At 31.0% G+C, this 18311-nt stretch carries 23 protein-coding genes; 14 read left to right on the top strand and 9 right to left on the bottom strand.

The features are described from left to right. The 7 genes from B5X81_RS26985 to B5X81_RS08055 all read left to right on the top strand — a co-directional run. On the top strand, positions 1–409 hold a 409-nt coding region (locus B5X81_RS26985; RefSeq protein WP_139380278.1), incomplete at its 5' end, for a transposase. A 140-nt stretch (positions 410–549) separates the two neighbouring features. Then, on the top strand, positions 550–1617 hold the full coding sequence (locus B5X81_RS08080; protein ID WP_079490798.1) for a baseplate J/gp47 family protein: 1068 nt from the start codon (positions 550–552) through the stop codon (positions 1615–1617). After that, positions 1610–2152 carry a putative phage tail protein gene (locus B5X81_RS08075; RefSeq protein ID WP_079490797.1) on the top strand — a complete coding sequence of 181 codons (543 nt, stop codon included), beginning with the start codon at positions 1610–1612 and terminating at the stop codon, positions 2150–2152. The genes B5X81_RS08080 and B5X81_RS08075 overlap by 8 nt, the downstream gene beginning before the upstream one ends. Then, positions 2149–2445: a hypothetical protein gene (locus B5X81_RS08070; RefSeq protein WP_079490795.1), complete on the top strand. Its 297-nt coding sequence runs from the start codon at positions 2149–2151 to the stop codon at positions 2443–2445. The genes B5X81_RS08075 and B5X81_RS08070 overlap by 4 nt, the downstream gene beginning before the upstream one ends. Then, complete coding sequence (locus B5X81_RS08065; RefSeq protein ID WP_079490794.1) at positions 2446–2820, top strand: hypothetical protein; 375 nt, start codon at positions 2446–2448, stop codon at positions 2818–2820. After that, positions 2821–3966, top strand: a complete 1146-nt coding sequence (locus B5X81_RS08060) for an outer membrane protein assembly factor BamB family protein (RefSeq protein ID WP_079490792.1) — start codon at positions 2821–2823, stop codon at positions 3964–3966. It begins immediately after the preceding gene. A gap of 14 nt (positions 3967–3980) precedes the next feature. Further along, positions 3981–4220 (top strand): hypothetical protein, encoded by a 240-nt coding sequence (locus B5X81_RS08055; protein ID WP_079490791.1) that lies wholly within the window; start codon positions 3981–3983, stop codon positions 4218–4220. Between the two features lie 442 nt (positions 4221–4662). On the opposite strand, the gene B5X81_RS08050 is transcribed toward B5X81_RS08055, so the two are convergent. Continuing rightward, positions 4663–4836 carry an aspartyl-phosphate phosphatase Spo0E family protein gene (locus B5X81_RS08050; RefSeq protein ID WP_079490789.1) on the bottom strand — a complete coding sequence of 58 codons (174 nt, stop codon included), beginning with the start codon at positions 4834–4836 and terminating at the stop codon, positions 4663–4665. A 136-nt stretch (positions 4837–4972) separates the two neighbouring features. Between B5X81_RS08050 and B5X81_RS08045 the strand changes: the two genes are divergently transcribed. Beyond that, entirely contained in the window at positions 4973–5215 is a 243-nt protein-coding gene (locus tag B5X81_RS08045) for a helix-turn-helix domain-containing protein (RefSeq protein WP_079490788.1), read from the top strand. A gap of 55 nt (positions 5216–5270) precedes the next feature. Here B5X81_RS08045 and B5X81_RS08040 read toward each other — a convergent pair whose 3' ends face one another. Continuing rightward, on the bottom strand, positions 5271–5501 hold the full coding sequence (locus tag B5X81_RS08040) for a helix-turn-helix domain-containing protein (RefSeq protein ID WP_079490786.1): 231 nt from the start codon (positions 5499–5501) through the stop codon (positions 5271–5273). A 139-nt stretch (positions 5502–5640) separates the two neighbouring features. Here B5X81_RS08040 and B5X81_RS08035 point away from each other — a divergent pair, with 139 nt between their 5' ends. The 4 genes from B5X81_RS08035 (at position 5641) to B5X81_RS08020 (ending at position 7038) form a co-directional block, all read left to right on the top strand. Further along, positions 5641–5823: a Spo0E family sporulation regulatory protein-aspartic acid phosphatase gene (locus B5X81_RS08035; RefSeq protein ID WP_139380276.1), complete on the top strand. Its 183-nt coding sequence runs from the start codon at positions 5641–5643 to the stop codon at positions 5821–5823. Positions 5824–6030: 207 nt separating this feature from the next. Beyond that, a complete protein-coding gene (locus B5X81_RS08030) occupies positions 6031–6576 on the top strand; it encodes a peptidoglycan recognition protein family protein (RefSeq protein WP_079490783.1) in 546 nt (181 codons plus the stop codon). Between the two features lie 16 nt (positions 6577–6592). Further along, positions 6593–6811 (top strand): hypothetical protein, encoded by a 219-nt coding sequence (locus tag B5X81_RS08025; protein WP_079490782.1) that lies wholly within the window; start codon positions 6593–6595, stop codon positions 6809–6811. Between the two features lie 17 nt (positions 6812–6828). Beyond that, on the top strand, positions 6829–7038 hold the full coding sequence (locus B5X81_RS08020; RefSeq protein ID WP_079490780.1) for a hypothetical protein: 210 nt from the start codon (positions 6829–6831) through the stop codon (positions 7036–7038). Positions 7039–7197: 159 nt separating this feature from the next. On the opposite strand, the gene B5X81_RS08015 is transcribed toward B5X81_RS08020, so the two are convergent. Then, positions 7198–8904, bottom strand: a complete 1707-nt coding sequence (locus tag B5X81_RS08015) for a MutS-related protein (RefSeq protein ID WP_079490779.1) — start codon at positions 8902–8904, stop codon at positions 7198–7200. Between the two features lie 1295 nt (positions 8905–10199). On the opposite strand from B5X81_RS08015, the gene B5X81_RS08010 reads away from it, so the two are divergent. Further along, entirely contained in the window at positions 10200–11894 is a 1695-nt protein-coding gene (locus B5X81_RS08010; RefSeq protein ID WP_079490777.1) for a glutamine--tRNA ligase/YqeY domain fusion protein, read from the top strand. Positions 11895–12347: 453 nt separating this feature from the next. After that, on the top strand, positions 12348–13487 hold the full coding sequence (locus B5X81_RS08005) for a TMEM165/GDT1 family protein (RefSeq protein ID WP_139380275.1): 1140 nt from the start codon (positions 12348–12350) through the stop codon (positions 13485–13487). Between the two features lie 96 nt (positions 13488–13583). On the opposite strand, the gene B5X81_RS08000 is transcribed toward B5X81_RS08005, so the two are convergent. The 6 genes from B5X81_RS08000 to B5X81_RS07975 all read right to left on the bottom strand — a co-directional run bounded on the left by B5X81_RS08000 (position 13584) and on the right by B5X81_RS07975 (position 18123). Continuing rightward, positions 13584–14075 (bottom strand): hypothetical protein, encoded by a 492-nt coding sequence (locus B5X81_RS08000; RefSeq protein ID WP_079490774.1) that lies wholly within the window; start codon positions 14073–14075, stop codon positions 13584–13586. Continuing rightward, positions 14065–14922, bottom strand: coding sequence for a 4Fe-4S binding protein (locus tag B5X81_RS07995; protein ID WP_079490773.1), 858 nt, complete (start codon positions 14920–14922; stop codon positions 14065–14067). Before B5X81_RS07995 ends, B5X81_RS08000 begins: the two co-directional genes overlap by 11 nt. A 60-nt stretch (positions 14923–14982) precedes the next feature. Beyond that, on the bottom strand, positions 14983–15447 hold the full coding sequence (locus B5X81_RS07990) for a DUF2680 domain-containing protein (RefSeq protein WP_079490769.1): 465 nt from the start codon (positions 15445–15447) through the stop codon (positions 14983–14985). A 248-nt stretch (positions 15448–15695) separates the two neighbouring features. Beyond that, positions 15696–15968 (bottom strand): hypothetical protein, encoded by a 273-nt coding sequence (locus tag B5X81_RS07985; RefSeq protein WP_079490768.1) that lies wholly within the window; start codon positions 15966–15968, stop codon positions 15696–15698. Between the two features lie 20 nt (positions 15969–15988). After that, entirely contained in the window at positions 15989–17455 is a 1467-nt protein-coding gene (locus tag B5X81_RS07980; protein WP_079490766.1) for a sensor histidine kinase, read from the bottom strand. Beyond that, positions 17452–18123 carry a response regulator transcription factor gene (locus B5X81_RS07975; protein ID WP_079490765.1) on the bottom strand — a complete coding sequence of 224 codons (672 nt, stop codon included), beginning with the start codon at positions 18121–18123 and terminating at the stop codon, positions 17452–17454. Before B5X81_RS07975 ends, B5X81_RS07980 begins: the two co-directional genes overlap by 4 nt. Positions 18124–18311 lie beyond the last annotated feature (188 nt).

The raw sequence follows: 18311 nt of genomic DNA, 5'->3' as shown, positions 1-18311 counted from the left end.
TGACATATATAGAGCAAGATGGCAGATAGAACTTGTATTTAAATCTTTGAAGAGTTATTTAAATATAGATAAAATCGGAAATCCAGGACAATATCAGTTAGAATGTTTAATATATGGACGATTGATTACATCAATTATAATTTTTAAAATTTATAACATCCTATATCCCATTACTTATAAACATTTTAAGCGTGGTGTTAGTTTACTTTTATTTGTAAAACTCTTGAAATCTTATAACAATATATTTTCGCAAAACATTACCTGCTCTATAATGACCATCAACTTATTAAAAAATGTTTTTGAAAAAGTATCTAAGCGAAGTTTACATGATAAACGTAGGCGAAAAACAACCTTAGAATTACTACAGGAATATCTTATTCCAAAAATAAATTTCCATAATGTGGCTTAAGTTAACGCCTATGACTACTATATATTGTTTTAAAATCTTCGAAGTTATACTATATATATTATGCAATTTTGCCAAATTAGAGTTATGCAATTTCCTCAATCTCTAATTTGAAACGTTGAACTGAAAAAGAGGTGAAGTAAATGACAAACAACAAAGAAACAATTCACAGCAGAATGTTAAACAATATAGTAGGAAAATACGATAAAACAAAGGGCTCTTTTGTATATGATGTAACAAAACCTGCTGCCATAGAATTTGATAGCATAAATCAGGAAATAAAAACAGCTAAGGAAAAGTTAAGCATTGAAAACTTAAAGGGTGATGAGCTTGAACAACGATTATATGAGAAGACAGGAATAGAAAGAAAACCCGCCACCAAGGCGTCTGGATGTGTAACTATTAAAGGAAAAGCAGGAGCTACCATAAATAAAGGAGATATGGTTGCCAGTGATACCTTGAGCTTTATTATAAAAGAATCTAAAACAATAGACAGCTCAGGACAAATAGTTATGCCTGTAGAATGTGAAGATTATGGAACAGTTGGGAATGTTCCTGAAGGGTCTATACAATATTTTCCCATTACCATTGCAGGGGTTACAAGTGTAATTAACAATGAAGATTTTACTGGTGGATATGAAGCAGAGGATGATAAGGCACTTTTGGAGAGATATTATGAACGTATTAGAACTCCTGCAACCTCTGGAAATAAATATCATTATAGAAATTGGGCCAAGGAAGTTACTGGAGTAGGAGATGTAAAAATTATTCCCCTTTGGAATGGCGATAATACAGTAAAAATTGTAATAATTGATTCCAATAAGGAACCAGCAAGTACAGAGCTGGTTGAAAAAGTACAAACATATATAGACCCAAATAAAGAAGGATTAGGGGAAGGAAAGGCTCCAATCGGAGCTTTTTGCACCGTTGTAAGTGCCAATGGAGTAGACCTTAACATATCCTTTACAGCAATAAAGGATACTTCCGTAACCGATGAAGAAAGGCTTCAGAGTGTAAAAAATAATATAATCAATTATCTAAGGGAAATAGCCTTCAAAGAAAGTACTATAAGCTATAATAGAATAGCTAGTATTATACTGGACAGTGAAGGAATAATTGATTTTGAAAATCTAACAATCAATGGGCAGACAACAGCCATAAATTTAGATAATGATGAAGTACCAGTGTTGGGAGTGGTGACAATTGCGTAGTGAAAAAATGATTAAATGCTTACCTATATATGAAAGAAACTCTAAGGTTTTTAGGGATATTATAGATGTAGAAGCTGAGGAAATAGACAATAAAGCCTTGGATATAGAGGACTTTATAAAACAATTATCAATTGATACTGCCACATGGGGATTAGATATATATGAAAAGGAACTAGGAATAAGCAAAGATATAAATAAAAGCTATGAAGAGAGAAGAAGTGTTATTAAATCAAAATATAGAGGTATAGGGAAATTTGACAAAGCTTTACTTGAGAGTATAGCAAATGCCTATACAAATGGAGAAACAAAGGCTTACTTTAATGGTAAGCTTAATATTCTTTTTGAAGACATTAGAGACCATATTTTAAATCTAGTTGATTTTGAAAACACCCTTGAAGAAATCAAGCCAGCCCATTTAGATTATGTATTGTATATAAGGGAAAATGATAGGATTGAGCTTGAATTTAAAGCTGTAGAAATACCTGTGATTTTTCCAGTTTGCAATCAAATAGCAGCTGGAGGTGAAGCATTATGATAAGTGAGCATTTTCTCTCAAAACTGGCAGCCTATATAGAATCCCAGATTACAAAATGCCAGTACGTGATAAATAACAAAAATATAGACATACCTATTCACAGCAAAGATATAGAGGGCTTAATAGTAAAAATAAATATTTTATTAGATGAAAATGTTGAAGGAAATATTACAAGGTTCAAATTGTACGATAGAGACAATCAAATAGTAAAGGAAGAGAAGAGCAATATAATCAAGAAAAAAGAAAAAGGACTTTTCAAAACCTTCAGCATTTCAATAAATGAGGTGATATAAATGACATATAATCCAATAAACTGGAAGGATCAAATAGTAACAGACCCTACAAAGTACAAAATAACCAAAGAGGATGGAACCAAGGAAGTAGTTAATATTGAAAGAGAACCAGGAGAAATTATACAAGAGGGAACAAGGATTACTGCTGATAAGCTGAATAATATTGAAGAAGGAATAAAAGGTGCTGCTGATCTAGTGAATGATTTGGCAGGAGAGAAAAGGACTAAGGAAACTGTCAAGGGTAATGCTGAGAATATAGGTGGGATTTGTGCGCAAATGGCTGAGTTAGCGACTCTAAATGACAATGTAACAGGTGATAAGTGGGAATGGAAAATATCAGATGGAATAGTTTTCTTAGAAAAGGTGGTGGAGTAAATGAGTGACAAGATATTTTTAGGGGCAATTCTTAGTAATGATAAAAACTATTATATTCCAGAATTCACTAGGTTTTTTTTTGCTGGTAGTTCACTAAGGAATGACTTATCAAAGGAAACATTATCCAATAACAATGTATTATATACTAATGATTTTATAGTAAATGCAGAAGAAAAAACAGTAATAATAGCAGGTGGGAGTAGTACCACCTCACCTCAGATAATAAAACAACATTATAGCACTCAAGTAGGAAGAACTCATTCGGATGTAATATGGTCATTTTCAGGGCATAACAATATTGTTTATTCGATTTTATTAGATTCGGAAGGGTACTTATACTCATCAGGGTATGATGAAGCCGTAAGAAAAAGTTTTGAAGGTTCTCAACTATGGGTTTTCACAAGCCCTACAGCAAAGATAGAACAAATCGTATTTTCAAATGACGGCAACATTATAGCTAACGCTGGTAATTCTGGACTTTACAAAATAAATAAGGAAAATGGAAAACAAATATGGCATAATAATACTGAAGCGAGTTCCTTTCTCAAACAAGGGGTTGGAGCTTGGGGGGGGAATATTTACTGTATAAGTAGTGATCGCCGTGCGATAAATGTTTTGAATTCTGATACAGGTGAATTTATTAAAACAATTGCAGAGACAAATAGCAATATTTCTAACCTTGTTATAAAAAATGACTTTCTTTATTTCTCATTTGAAGGAGAAATACACAAAATTGATTTAGTTTCTGAAGATACCATTTGGATACATTATTTAATTGTAACTTTGTCAAGCCAAACTCCAAGTGAGTTATCTGTTTCTGATGATGGTTTTGTTTATTTCACAATAAATGGATTTAGTCTCTCTGGCAGGCAAACAACAGCGATGAACTCAAGGTCACACCTAATGAGACTAAATAGTGATGGGAAAATATTCACATGGGATGCTGAAGGTTGGTTTTGGAATTTAGAGTTTTCTTCAGGAGTAAATAGTGAAGGTTCTCGGCGTATCAAAACTAGTACTACAGGTAATTTGTTCTGGTCTTTATCAAGACAAGTTAAAGAATATAATTTTGAAACATTCAAGGATGAAGATGCAAAAACATATAACAAATTCAAACAAAGCGATAATTTTGTAAGAGTTTATTAAGAGGAGGAATAGAAGTGTATATAAGATTTTACCCAAATTCAAATAAGGTAATGACAGTTTCAGAACAAAATTTAGGTGGAATGTTAGAGGTGGATGTTCAAATGCCTCAAAAACCAGTGGACAGGTACAAATCGTTTTCGTTGTGTTTTACTCAAAAAGATGGATTTTTCTTTGAGGAACTAGATAGAAAACCTACAACTGAAGAATTATTGGCTGATGCTATAGCACTGCTTGAAGAAATGGAGGTATTGTAGTATGGATGAAAGAAAATTGAGATTGTATAGATTTATGTTAGATAATGAAATGAGGAATATAGAACAGATACCTGAACCATATAGAAGTGAATTGTCATAGTTGGAAATTTATACGACATAGACTAACCAAGGCTTTAACGCACAAATGCATAATATGTATAATATTGGGAATAGATATAGTTAATGAAAGCTCCTTAATAATCTAAAAAGCTTTCATTTTACTAAATTGTATATCGGAGAAAATTCTAATATTATATTTAAGTGACCTCCTATGGTAAGAGTATAAGGAGGTTATTTTATTTTAAGCCTTGGAGATGAATTGCTTGACAATATAATTGAAGAAGTAATAAACATTAATCCTAATATTAGCCAAAGAGAGCTTAGAGTAAAGACTAACTAATATATTATCAATGTATAATATACAGGAGAATAAAGACACACCCTACTTCCCCACAAAAAACCCCTGAGCAAGAACAATATATTTATCTAGCTCTTGGCTTATTTTTACAACTTCATCGGTATGGCCATTTTTTTCATAGGCTTCACTTAATATTAACCTAAGATCAGATATTTTGTCAGAGATTTCTTTCTTTGACAAAGTATTTTTTTGTATCATTTTAACACCTCATTTATAAATTTGAACAAATGGATAACTTGTGATTATATGTATAAACATTACAGAATAATACGCTCTCTATAAGTGAACAATAATTCTATAATAATAGATTACAATTTATTTAAGAGGTGACAATATGGAGAGTAGATTTGCTGACCAGTATGTGAAATTAGGGAAAAACATAAAAAAATATAGGAAGAGGCTTGGATTGTCACAGGAACAACTAGCCAATAGAATGAGTATAAGTAGAAGCTATTTGAGTAAAATAGAAGCGCCAAATTGTCAAAAATCCTTTTCAATAGAAACCTTATTTCTATTAGCTGAGACACTACATATTCCTGTGTATAAATTGCTGGAATTTGATAATCAGGAAATTTAATTTATATAAAAGCTTTAGAAAGTATAATATTAACCTTAATTGAGTTTGTAATATATTACTCTCTAAACTCAAATAACTTAGCAACATCAATATCTAAAGCGTCTGCAATATCGAATAATGTGGAAATTGAAAGAGACTTTTTCATATTAGGAGCTTCAATTTGACTTAAATGAGTTCTGCTTATATTAGCTTTTTCTGCAAGTTTTATTTGAGATAATCCTATGAGCCTTCGATAATAGGATATATTTAAGCCTAATTGTTGGAATTTTTTTATGTGTTTTTCCATAGTTGTTCACCTCTACCTTAATTTTACTAATTAAAGTCCGTTGATTAAACAATACAATTTCATGCATTTGCATGAAATTAGATTTCAAAAGCCAAATCAAAGAAGTAAAATATATAAGAATTTCAGGGGGATGATTAAAATGATAAAAAGAAAAAATAAGGATGGGATTAAGGGATTAAGCGAAGAGGAGCTTGAAGAGAAAATAAATGAGCTTCGTATGAAATTAAATAAAGCTATTGAATCCAATATAGATAAAGATGAATTAGTTAATATAAGTCAGGAATTAGATCAATATATTGTACTTAAGCAGAAAAAACTGTAGTGAAACAAATTTAATCAACAAAATATGGAAATGTTTCCAGAAAAGTAGATATAAATATTATAAATAATGAATAAAATAGAATGACCACCCAAGAAGGGGTATTTTTTATGTTCAAAGAATACAAAAGTTTTTTATAAAGCTTAATAGAAAGCCTCTAATACTTGGAGCTTGGAACACCCTTTTATTCTATTTAATGGAGGTGGAAAAATGAATAAGCCCGATAAAATAATTCTTCACCATAGTGCCACAGATGAAGGAACCTTTGAATCAATTAAAAAGTACCATGTAGAGCAGAAAAAATGGAGGGACATAGGGTATCACTATCTTATTACAACTGACGGGTACCTCCATAAGGGGCGTGACGAAAAGGAAGTAGGAGCCCATACCATAGGTGAGAATGAAAAATCCATTGGTATATGTTTAGTTGGAAATTTTGATAAATATGAGCCAAATAAAAATCAGCTATATACTCTTTACAAATTACTTAAAAATATTAGCAGTAGATATGGACTGCTGCCTATACACGGACACAATGAATTTTCTACAAAAACCTGTCCAGGCACAAAATTTCCTATGAAGGAAGTTTTGGAAAAAGCCTACAAAGACAAGATAGATGAAGAAATATCCCACTGGGCTAAGGATTCTTGGGAAAAGGCAGTCAAGATGGGAATTAACGATGGAATAGGAGCCAAAAATCCGGTAACAGAAGAACAACTAATGGTATTTTTAGATAGACTAGGATTATTAGATTAAGAAGGAAGGTGTTTAGATGGGAAGCTGCGATAGACACCAGGAAGTTGTAAATAGATTGGATAGTCATGAAGCCAGAATAAAGGACCTAGAAATAAGTAATGCAAAAATGGGAGAAAAACTTGATAATTTGATTAAGCAATTAGAAAACCTGGCAAATTGGATAAAGGCATTGGTAATACTCGGAGGAACCTCACTGGTAGGTTTCTTTTTTTGGTATATTCAAAATATAAAATAGTTGAAGGAGGCTTGATTATGTTAAGAAGACTAAAAAACCCTGGAACAATAATAACTTTAACATCGTTAATTATACTAATATTGATTACAAATGGCATTGAGGTAGACAGTGATCGAATCATGACCACGGTAAAAGCAGTTTGTTCTATAGGTGTAATTTTAGGGATACTAAATAATCCAGAGACACCGGGATTAGACTTACCCTTTTTGAATAGAAATCAGAATTAAAAAAATATTAAAAAATTTACTTCTATTCTAAAAATATTTTTTGACATCAATTGAATTTTATGGTAAAATAAAATTGAAAAATGACATAAGGTTGCTGTGATAGCGTTATGCTATTTGTGTAGAACATGCGGGTAGAACTTTTACCTGCATGTTCTTTATCTATATTATTATCCATTTATTTTCATTAATATATTTATCGATAGAAAGCAATGCACTATCAATAATTTTTTTCTCATAACCCATTATTTCCAATAGCTTTATAGCATTTCTTGATTTAGTCTTTCCTTTATGTAACTTATAATCAAATATTATTTCATTATCTACAATTTTTTCTTGAAAATGATAATTCACATAATGATTTTTTAGAATATCAGTAAGTTCAATATCATGGGTTGCTGCAAAGCATAGGGCATTTTGATTATTTAAATGCTTTAATACCTGGGATGATGCTGCTATTCTCTCAATTGTATTAGTGCCTCTAAGGATTTCATCTATAAAGCATAAAATAGGAATATCATTATTCAAATCTTTTAAAATTCTTTTCAAAGATTTAATTTCAACAATAAAATAGCTTTCATTGTTAAATAAATCATCCCTTAAAGCCATTGAGGTATAAGTCCTAAAAAAACTTGATCTATATTTTCTTGCTGTTGAAGTATAAATAGTTTGGGCTAATATGCTGTTAATAGCAAGGGTCTTTAGAAATGTGGATTTACCCGTTGCATTTGAACCAGTTATTAAAATTGATTCATCTGTAGAAATAGAATTACCTATAGGATTTTTTATCAGAGGATGATAAATATCTTCACAATCAATTATTACTCCCTGATTAGTATCCAGTAATTCTGGTTTTACATAATATTGTAACCCCTCTCTGTAAGAGGCAATAGAGATTAATGCATCAATATATCCTATAGTTTCATAAGTCTCCATAATTTCTTCTTTATATTTATAGATATGGTTAATAATATCCTCGTATACAATTAATTCAAATAGCAGGAATACCTTTAAAAACGATAACAAATCTAGATCAAGGGGCTTTAACAATACCGATGACTTCCAGTGTATATTTTTTAGATTTTTAAAAGCCTTCTTAAGCTTAAGATTATATTCATGAATTTCATCATAATTTAGTTTAAGAATTTCTTTACTCCCGAGGACAATCTTAGAAATGTACTTTACTACTTCAATTTTACCCTTTCTTTTCTCCGAGGTTTTATAATAAACTATTACATTTATTATGGCAGAACTTAAAAATATATATAAAAAGATTTCCGACTTAAACATTAATCCTATTAAGGATATTACAAAAACAGCTGATAGGACAATATAAGCTAGAATTCTTTTACTGCCTTTGTTTTGCCCATTTGAAAGATAATTAATTATACTTTCATTTCTTTCTTCACCAATATTTATAATAATATTTTGCAGCTTTACTCTTTTTTCCTTATTTTTTGCAAAAAACTCGATATACTCATCTCTTTTATTTAAATCCTCTTTATTAAAAATTGGAGTTTTTAAAACGTAATATAATAAATTTTCACCTAATGTTGACAAACAATTATTTATTCTTATAAATACATTTTTCATGTCTATGTCATTCCAGGTAATATCATCTATTACATGAATGAAATTATTAGTTTTCATTTTGTACCTAAAGAAATCCGCCAAAAGAACAAAATCAGAATCAATATATTTTTTCTTAGGCTCTTTTCCCCAAATATTATTGATTACTTTTTTATTGCTTTTATAGGTTTTAGCTCTTCGTACCAAGTTGATTAGAAAGTCTACTAATAATATTCCTAAAATTACTAAACCTACAAACTTAATGTTAATATTAAAATCATATACTGGCTGCTGTCCCATTTTAGTCTCCTTTACAAATATTAGATTTTTAGATCGTTAACCTATAAATCTATATTACTTTAAATAGCTGTGTTAGTAAATTAAATATTTAATTTCAGATGTGATTTAAGGGAAATAGTAATAATCCCGATATAAAAACTAGCACAACAAGTTACTTTAATATATTTCTATATAATTTACAAATAGCCTGATTTTTATCATAAATAAATCCATAAATACCCATAGATATACGCCAATAAAACTTAATAGAGGAAGTAGCCTCTGAGGTTTCCTTTTGAGCGATTTTTATAAACCTGTTTATCCTTTTGGTTATTCAATCTAAAACAGGTTTATTACATGAGCCAAAAGGATTCTCAGTGGCTACGACCGCAAATTAAACTTTTAAGGGCATACATTTATGATATTCAATAAATAATTGAATAAATTAGAAGTATATGGTATATTATAAGTAAGAACAAAACAAGTGGGACAATGTTATTCACCAAAAAAAGAAAAGAAGGTGCCGTTACACCTTCTTTTCTTCTGTTCATTTTACAGCTTGTATTAGTGCGGCTATTGCTGCAATTAAGGCGGCTAAAGCTGTTATAACCTTTATTATGTATTCAGCTTTATCCTTTGTATCGTGGAACAATATTATCCACCTCCTCTCTTAAGAAAGGATAATATTATTATAACATGTTAAAAATTGCCTTTATAATATATGGTGGTTTAAATTTTCTATGAATAATCTGGATAAATTAGACTTTTAAGGGCGTACATTTATATTGTATTTTAAAATTGATAATGTTAATTATGAAAGTTTCTCAATTGAATAAATTAGAAGTATATGGTATATTATAAGTAAGAGAACATACGAGACAATGTTCCTCACAAAAAAAGAAAAGAAGGTGTACCGGCACCTTCTTTTCTACTGCTCATTTTACTGCTTGGATTAGTGCAGCTACTGCTGTAATTAAAGCAGCTAATACTGTTAAAACCTTTAATATGTACTCTTCTTTATCTTTTGTTTTGCGAGACAATGTCCCCCACCTCCTCTCTTAAGAAAGGATAATATTATTATAACACACCAAAAATTACCTTTATAACATATAGGAAGTTCGTCAGGTATTAATAATCCCATAATAGGAATAATATAATAAAAAATAATAAAATCCAATATCCCTAGGTTGATTTTCTAAGGAAGATTTGTCTTCAAAAGCAGGAATTTAACGACTAAAACTTTTATTTTGAAATTAAGCATATTTTATGGTAACATTATTAGATAAGATAACCCTAGAGGGCAAGGAGGTTAAGTGATGTCGGCTAATTCAGACAAAAATAATAATGCTGCAATGGCATCAAATTTTATTCATAATATAATAGACAATGACTTAGAAAAAGGAGTATATAAGAAGGTACATACTCGTTTCCCACCAGAGCCAAACGGATATTTACATATAGGCCATGCTAAGGCCATCAATATAGATTTTGGTACAGCAGAAAAATATAATGGCCTTTGCAATTTGAGGTTTGACGATACAAATCCAAGTAAAGAAGATATTGAATATGTAAATTCCATTCAAGAGGATATAAAATGGCTTGGTTATGACTGGGAAGATAGACTTTATTATGCTTCAGACTATTTTGAGAAATTCTATGAATGTGCTGTGCACCTGATAAAAAAAGGAAAGGCCTTTGTATGTGATCTTAGTGCAGAGGAAATAAGGGAGTATAGAGGAACACTAACAGAGCCCGGTAAGGAAAGTCCATATCGTAATCGCAGCATAGAAGAGAATTTAGAATTATTTGAAGGAATGAAAAATGGAAAATTTGAAGAAGGCTCAAGGGTACTTAGAGCAAAAATAGATATGAAGTCCCCTAATCTTAATATGAGGGATCCAGTTATTTATAGGATACAATATTCAAACCATCATAGAACAGGTGATAAATGGTGCATATATCCCATGTATGATTATGCCCATCCCCTAGAGGATGCCATAGAAGGGATAACCCATTCTCTATGTTCATTGGAGTTTGAAGACCATAGACCTCTATATGATTGGTTTGTTAGGGAATGTGAATTTGAAAATCCACCAAAGCAAATTGAATTTGCAAGACTGAACCTTACTGGTACGATTATGAGCAAAAGAAAGCTTAGGGAGCTTGTGGAAGAAGGCAAGGTTGAAAGCTGGGATGATCCTCGTATGCCTACTTTATCTGGACTGAGAAGACGTGGATATACACCTGAGGCAATAAAAAGCTTTTTAGATAGTGTTGGAGTATCTAAAAGTAATAGTGTAGTAGATATGGCAATGCTTGAGCATGCCATAAGGGATGATTTGAAGCTCAAGGCTCTCCGTGTAATGTCTGTACTTCGCCCCATAAAGGTAGTTATAACAAATTATCCTGAGGGAGAAGTTGAATGGCTTGAGGCCGACAATAATCCGGAAAATGAAGAAATGGGAAAAAGAAAGATCCCATTTTCAAGGGTTGTATATATAGAAAAAGAAGATTTTATGGAAGAACCCCCCAAAAAATACAAACGTCTGTCACCGGGTGTAGAAGTTAGGCTAAGACATGCATATTTTATAAAATGTAATGAAGTAATAAGGGATGAAAAAACTGGAGAAATTATAGAATTAAGATGTACCTATGATCCAAAAACCAAAAGTGGTACAGGCTTTAAAGAACGTAAGCCTAAAGGTACTATTCACTGGGTTTCAGCAGATTATGCAGTTAAGGCTCAGGTTCGTCTATATGATCGCCTGTTATTGGATGAAGAAGAAAATGAAGTAGAGGATTGGAAGGAAACCTTAAATCCAAATTCACTAGAAATATTAGAAACTGCCTTTGTTGAACCTCAGCTAAAAGAAGCTGAGCTGGGAAGTAGATATCAGTTTTTAAGACATGGTTATTTCTCTATTGATACCAAAAACACTACAAGTGACTTATTAGTATTTAATAGAATAGTATCCCTTAAAGATTCATGGAAGAAAAAGAAGAAAAAATAATATATATTGAAAAAGATAATATTATGTGATATATTGATGAAAGTAAGGAAGCTAAAAGGGAGTAGCTGTGGCATTTGCCATATATAGGATCAACATGCTGGTATAACTATACCTGGTCCTATTTACTTTAGCTATTAATAATATAACTAAAGAAGCGAGACTTTTGGCTTAATAAGACTAGTATAGAGATTCAAGTAAAACTATTAATTTATACTTATCAAAATTCCCCAGAAATATCGGATATTTTGACATGTATAAATTAAGTTTTGCTATGGGAAATCTATATTAATAGTCCTATTAAGCCATGGGTCTCGCTTTTATATTTTTCTATTTATATAGGGATTATTGAGGAAATTGCATAATACATATGATATAGCTATAGTAGACATTTTTGCAGAATGTAATTATGCAATTTGCTTTATCAATAATAAAATTAAAAGAAAGGAGCAACCAATGATAAAGGAATTTTTACAATCAATGTTTTTAATTTTTATGGCCGAAATGGGAGACAAAACCCAAATATTGGCCATGGCCTTTGCAACTCAGTTTAAAGTCAAGGAAGTTCTTGTAGGAGTATTTTTAGGATCATTATTAAACCATGGTTTGGCTGTTGTTTTAGGAGCTTATCTTTCCAACGTCATACCCCTTGATGCAATTCAAATAATAGCAGGTTTTTTATTTATAGGCTTTGCCCTATGGACTCTAAAAATCGAAGAAGATGATGAAAATGAAGAAATAAAGAAAAATTTTGGACCAATTCTAACAGTGGCGTTAGCATTTTTTATTGGAGAACTAGGGGACAAGACACAGCTTACAGCTATAACCCTGGCCTCTGATGCATCATTTCCTCTGTTTATTTTACTAGGAACAGTAAGTGGGATGGTTCTCACAAGTGGTGTTGGAATTTTTGTTGGAAGTAAAATAGGAGATAAAATTCCTGAATTCACCATAAAGATAGCTTCAGCATTTATATTTTTCATCTTTGGTTTTATTAAATTATACCAATCTCTACCAGCTAAATATATAACAAGCACCAATGTACTAATTTTTTCTGTACTTTTAATTATTAGTGTTTATTTTATATTAAATCCGGTATTAAAGCTTAGAAAGTCTAATAGAAGTACAGCCTTTAAAGAAGCAGCTTTAACCCTTTATGAATATACCAATGAAATAAAGGAAAGTGTTAATAGGATATGCTTAGGGGAAGGAAATTGTGGGGTCTGTCAGGGGAGTAATTGCATTATAGGCTACACCAAGAAAATTATTGATGATGCTGTAGAAAATAAAGCAAGTAATAATAAAGAGAATTTGGATGTGCTTTCTGAAAGCTTGAATAAAAATTTTGATAAAAATAAGGTTATAGATAGCTTGAGTATGATAATAGCTTATTTTATAAATTATAAAGGAGATAGATCAAAAAGAAATATTTCCATAAATAAAGCTAGACAAATGCTGGAATATATATTATTTAATGAAGAAATTGAGGATTATAAAGATAAAGAAGAGTATTATAGCAAATTAAGAAAAATGGATAAAAAATTAGCCGATAAAATAATAAAGAAAGTAGACAAATTAATAACTTCAGAGATATAATCAAATTGCATAATTACCTTCCTCACATTATGAAAAATTATAACCTATGAAAATAAACTTTATCCTCCATAGTTAAAAGGAGAATAAAGTTTATTTTTAATTCAAATTATTTACAGTATGATTATCTAGATATTCTATTTGTTCCTTAGATAAAGAATTTCTATTCTTCAGTATGTCTACAGCTTTTTGGGGTAGATAAACTTCTTCATCCATATCGTAGGGTAATCCAGTATATAAAGAAACGAAAAGCTTTACCGAGGAATTACCTATTTCTATTTCTTCCTCCAAATCCTCATATAATTCCTTTAAATCTTTATTTTTAAAGGTTGAAGGGTCAATATCATCAGGTAAGCCAAAGGCCTCTTTTAAGTTTTCAAGGGGAATATTAAATGTTTTACTAATATCATTAAAGGAGTAGGAGCCTCTTATATCAGCGGGATCATAGGATCCAGTAAAGTCTCCCTCAGTAATTTTTTCTGGTATTTTAGAGGCTGTAGTTTTCCATATATTTAGGGCTGATGATATAAATATTCCACCAAATATAATAACAATAATTGTCACACAAAGGAAGGTGGATTTAATTTTCATGTATCTTTACCTCCTTTTGATTAATCTTTGGGACTGTAAACTCAACAGTATCTCCTATTGGACAAGCTTCTTCAGAAGTACATTTCATGCAGCTTATACATTGATGATCTTTAACCACCTCTGTTTTAGAGACTTTAATATTCATAGGGCAAGCATTGTCACATTTATTGCATGAAATACAGCTTTTTGAGTTTCTTCTGATCTTAAAAATTCTAAATGAATTAGTTATACCTAAAAGGGCACCATAGGGACAAGCATATTTGCACCATGGTCTTTCAACAAATAATGAAGCGGTTAAGGTTATAATAAGAACTATTAATCCTCCTATGGCTAAATCACTGCTCCACAGATGAAAAAGAGCACTGTAGGGATCTACTTCATTAAAGATTAAATCTCCTGATGTAGCCGTCATGTATATCACAAATATTAATACAAAATATCGTAAAAATCTTAGGTGCCTGTCATATTTATATGGTATGAACTTATTAAATCTACTTTTAAAAATTTTTTTACCTATTTTACCAAACCACTCTTGTATACTTCCTAAGGGACAAACCCATCCGCAGAGAACAGGGCCAAATAAGACTGCTAAAAGAAAACTTATATACATTAAAATAATAGATGATTCATGGATTTTTTTAACTAATGTTCCAGTAGTTAAATATTGATAAATAGATTCAATTCCACCAAAGGGACATATTGCATGGACAGAAGCTGAAGAAAGAAATTTAATTCCCTTTCCAATATCAAATAAATAATGATTATATGCTATTATTGCAATTAGAATAAAAAAGAAGACTTGCATAATAGTACGAATGGATATTTTCTTTTTTGTTCTTCTTTTCATATGAAAAACCCCTTTCATAAATATGAGAGCCCCTGAAATTCAGGGGCCTAAGTAATATTTCTATTGATTTCTTCCAAAACCATTTCCTCTACCAGCTCCATTACCTCTACCAAGACCTTTTCCAAGACCTCCGCCAAGGCCTTTACCTTGACCATTTCCATTTCCAAAACCTATTCCATATTTTTGACCTAGACGCTGGCTGCCAGTTCCATCACAGTTTGTTTCCATTAGCTTTACTATTTCATCAGCTTTTTCTTGAGTAATTGTTCCTTTTTCCACTCTATCAGCAAGTACTTCCTTTTTACTTTCTAGAAAAGAATCTTTAAACTTATCATAAACTCCTGCATCCTGTGCCAATTGTCCAAATGTCTTGTCATTTCCTCTAAGCTCATAGGCTTCTTCTACAGTTTTTCCAGTAAGATTTCCATAAATCTCTGCTGGTGTTGAAAGTGAACCTGCAAAGGAAACAATCCCTACTGATAATACAAGACCTCCTACTAATACTAAACTTAATAATTTTTTCATAAAAATTTCTCCTTTCAAATTTGATTTATTTTTTTATCTTGACTTCATTATAAAATCCTAATGTGACAATTATGTGAACACTATATGTAAATTTGAAGTTTTTATAAAATTTCAGAATCACAAATCTATATAGATTTCCCATAGTAAAACAAAAAAGCAAGCATGAAATAATCCACATACTTGCTGAGACCATATAGCTTTTGTGGATGAATTAGCTTAAAAGCAAAATTTATCCACAATTGAAATTTTTATTTCTTATTTTTCTCAATAATCCTTGTAATACCTCCATAAAAGAATAATATGCCGAAAATAAAATGAAATAAAGAAAAAAGCCAAGCCTTCTTAAGCAAAAAGAATAAAGCCAAAATCAAAGAAAATATTCCGATGCCAATTAATATCTTGGGAAATTTGGATAGTCCCAATAATGGTCTAGGAACCTTGCCAGTACCTATAAAATTTCCTGGACTATACTGCTTTGATTGCCAGTCCTTTAAGTCTTTAATATTTTTATCTTTTTTCATATGATCCCCCTATTTACATCCTAGCATACCTTATCCATCTCAAACCAGAACTTAACACCACCATCTACATTAACTACACCAAAGGAACTATTATGAAGCTTTAAAATTTCCTTTACTATAGATAGTCCAAGTCCCGTTCCACCATATTCCCTAGCTCTGGACTTATCTACCTTATAAAAGCTATCCCATATTTTATCTATTTCATCACCAGATATGATTTCGCCGGTATTTATTATCTCTACTTTAACCTTTTGAGCATGATCCTTGATATTTATCTTTATAGTTTTTCTATCGTCAACATGATTTATTGCATTGTTGATAAAGTTCACAAGAACCTGTTCTATCCTAGAAAGATCACCACAAATTTTTAATTTTTTATTATCGGAATTTACTTTAAGACTAATATTTTTTTCATTAAGTATAGGGTGAAATTTATCAATAATATTTTTAACTAAATCATAGATGTTAAAGGATTCCTTCTGAAGTTGATAATAACCAGATTCCAGTTGGGATAGATTAAGTAAATCTTTAACTAATTTGTCCATTTTATTTGCCTCATCGATTATTACATCGCAATAAAAGTTTTTGTCTTCTTCATCCTCTATTACAGAATCCTTTAAACCTTCACTATAACCCTGTATAAGGGCTATAGGTGTTTTAAGCTCATGGGAAACACTTGAAATAAATTCCTTCCTAAGCTTTTCAAGCTGTCTTTCCTTTTCTATATCAGCCTTAAGCTTTTTATTAGCCATATTAAGCTCTGTAATGGAAGTATCAAGCTTGTCGGATAAATAGTTTATAGTTTTTCCAAGCTGATCTATTTCATCATTATTTTTAACAATATATTTTTTGCTAAAGTCCAGCTTAGACATGCTTTTAGCCACGTTATTAAGCTCAACTATAGGTTTTGTAAATATTTTAGAAAAAATAAAGGCAAGTATAGTTCCGATTAAAAGAGAAATTATTCCAATATAGATATGAAAGCTCTTGGCTATTTCTACACTTTCTTTAATAGATGAAACTGGGGCTTCCATAATTAATATATGACCATTTGTTAAAGGAGAAGCCAATAGGAAGGACATTGTATTAAATCTAGGATGGATATAGCTTTCCAAGGTCGTTTCTCCATTTAAGACCCTTCTGATTCCTTCATTGGTCAAAAGACTAATACCACCTACGCTCCAACGACCTCTTCCACCTCTTCCTTGGGTAAATACTGAAGAATATATTTCACTGCCATTTTCATCTATTATTGTTATGCTTCCCCCTATGGAATTTTCAATATTTGCAATTCTTTCATCAATAGAATCGATATTACCCTTATAATCTCTTTGAATATCCTGGGCATATTCAAAGAGGCTGTCTTTTTTCTTGTCTAAATAGTAATCCTCCAAATACTTAGTGTTTAAAAGCCATGAAAGAGAAACTATTATTAAAGCAAAGAAAGCAATTCCAATAAACAGTTTTTTACCTATAGAATTTTTCATTTATCCACCTCAAATCTGTATCCAACACCTCTTACGGTTTGAATATAATTGCTCTTATTTTCCAGCTTCATTCGAAGCCTCTTTATATGGGTATCTACAGTTCTTAAGTCTCCAAAGTAGTCATAGCCCCATACGCTGTTGAGTATTTGCTCCCTACTAAGGGCTGCTCCCTTGTTTTGAGTCATAAAAATTAGCAATTCATATTCCTTTGGAGTCATTTCAATTTCTCTGCCTTCAATAAAAACCCTATGTCCATTAACATCTATTTCCAAGCCGTCATAGGATATCTTTTCTTCCTCCATATAAGATCTTTTTAAAAGAGCTTTTACCCTTGCCACTAAAATTTTAGGACTAAAGGGCTTAGTAATATATTCATCGGCTCCAAGCTCAAATCCAAATAACTCATCGGATTCCTCGCTTCTAGCTGTAAGCATTATTATAGGTATATTGGATATTTTCCGTATTTCTCTACAAACCGTCCAGCCGTCATACTTTGGCATCATAATATCTAATATAATCAAATCGATTTTTTCAGAGCTGAAAATATCAATGGCCTTTTTACCATTGTCGGCTTCAATAATGCTATAGCCTTCCTTTTTCAAATAATCAGAAATTAGCCTTCTCATTCTGCTTTCATCTTCAACTATTAATATCTTTTTATCACTCATTTTGTTACCTCCAATACTGTGTTCTTAAGTTTTTTAACTTCAAAGAAAAACCTAAAGAAATAATTAGTAATCCAGAACCGCCAGTCAGTATTTTCATAAAATACTTTTACTATTATTTTTATTATACCTAAATTACAGATATACGCCAATAAAACTTAAGAAAGGAAGTAGCCTCTGAGGTTTTCTTC

The organism is Maledivibacter halophilus (genome assembly GCF_900167445.1).
GTDB classification, from domain to species: domain Bacteria; phylum Bacillota; class Clostridia; order Peptostreptococcales; family Caminicellaceae; genus Maledivibacter; species Maledivibacter halophilus.
This window is presented reverse-complemented; position numbering and strand designations above follow the sequence as displayed.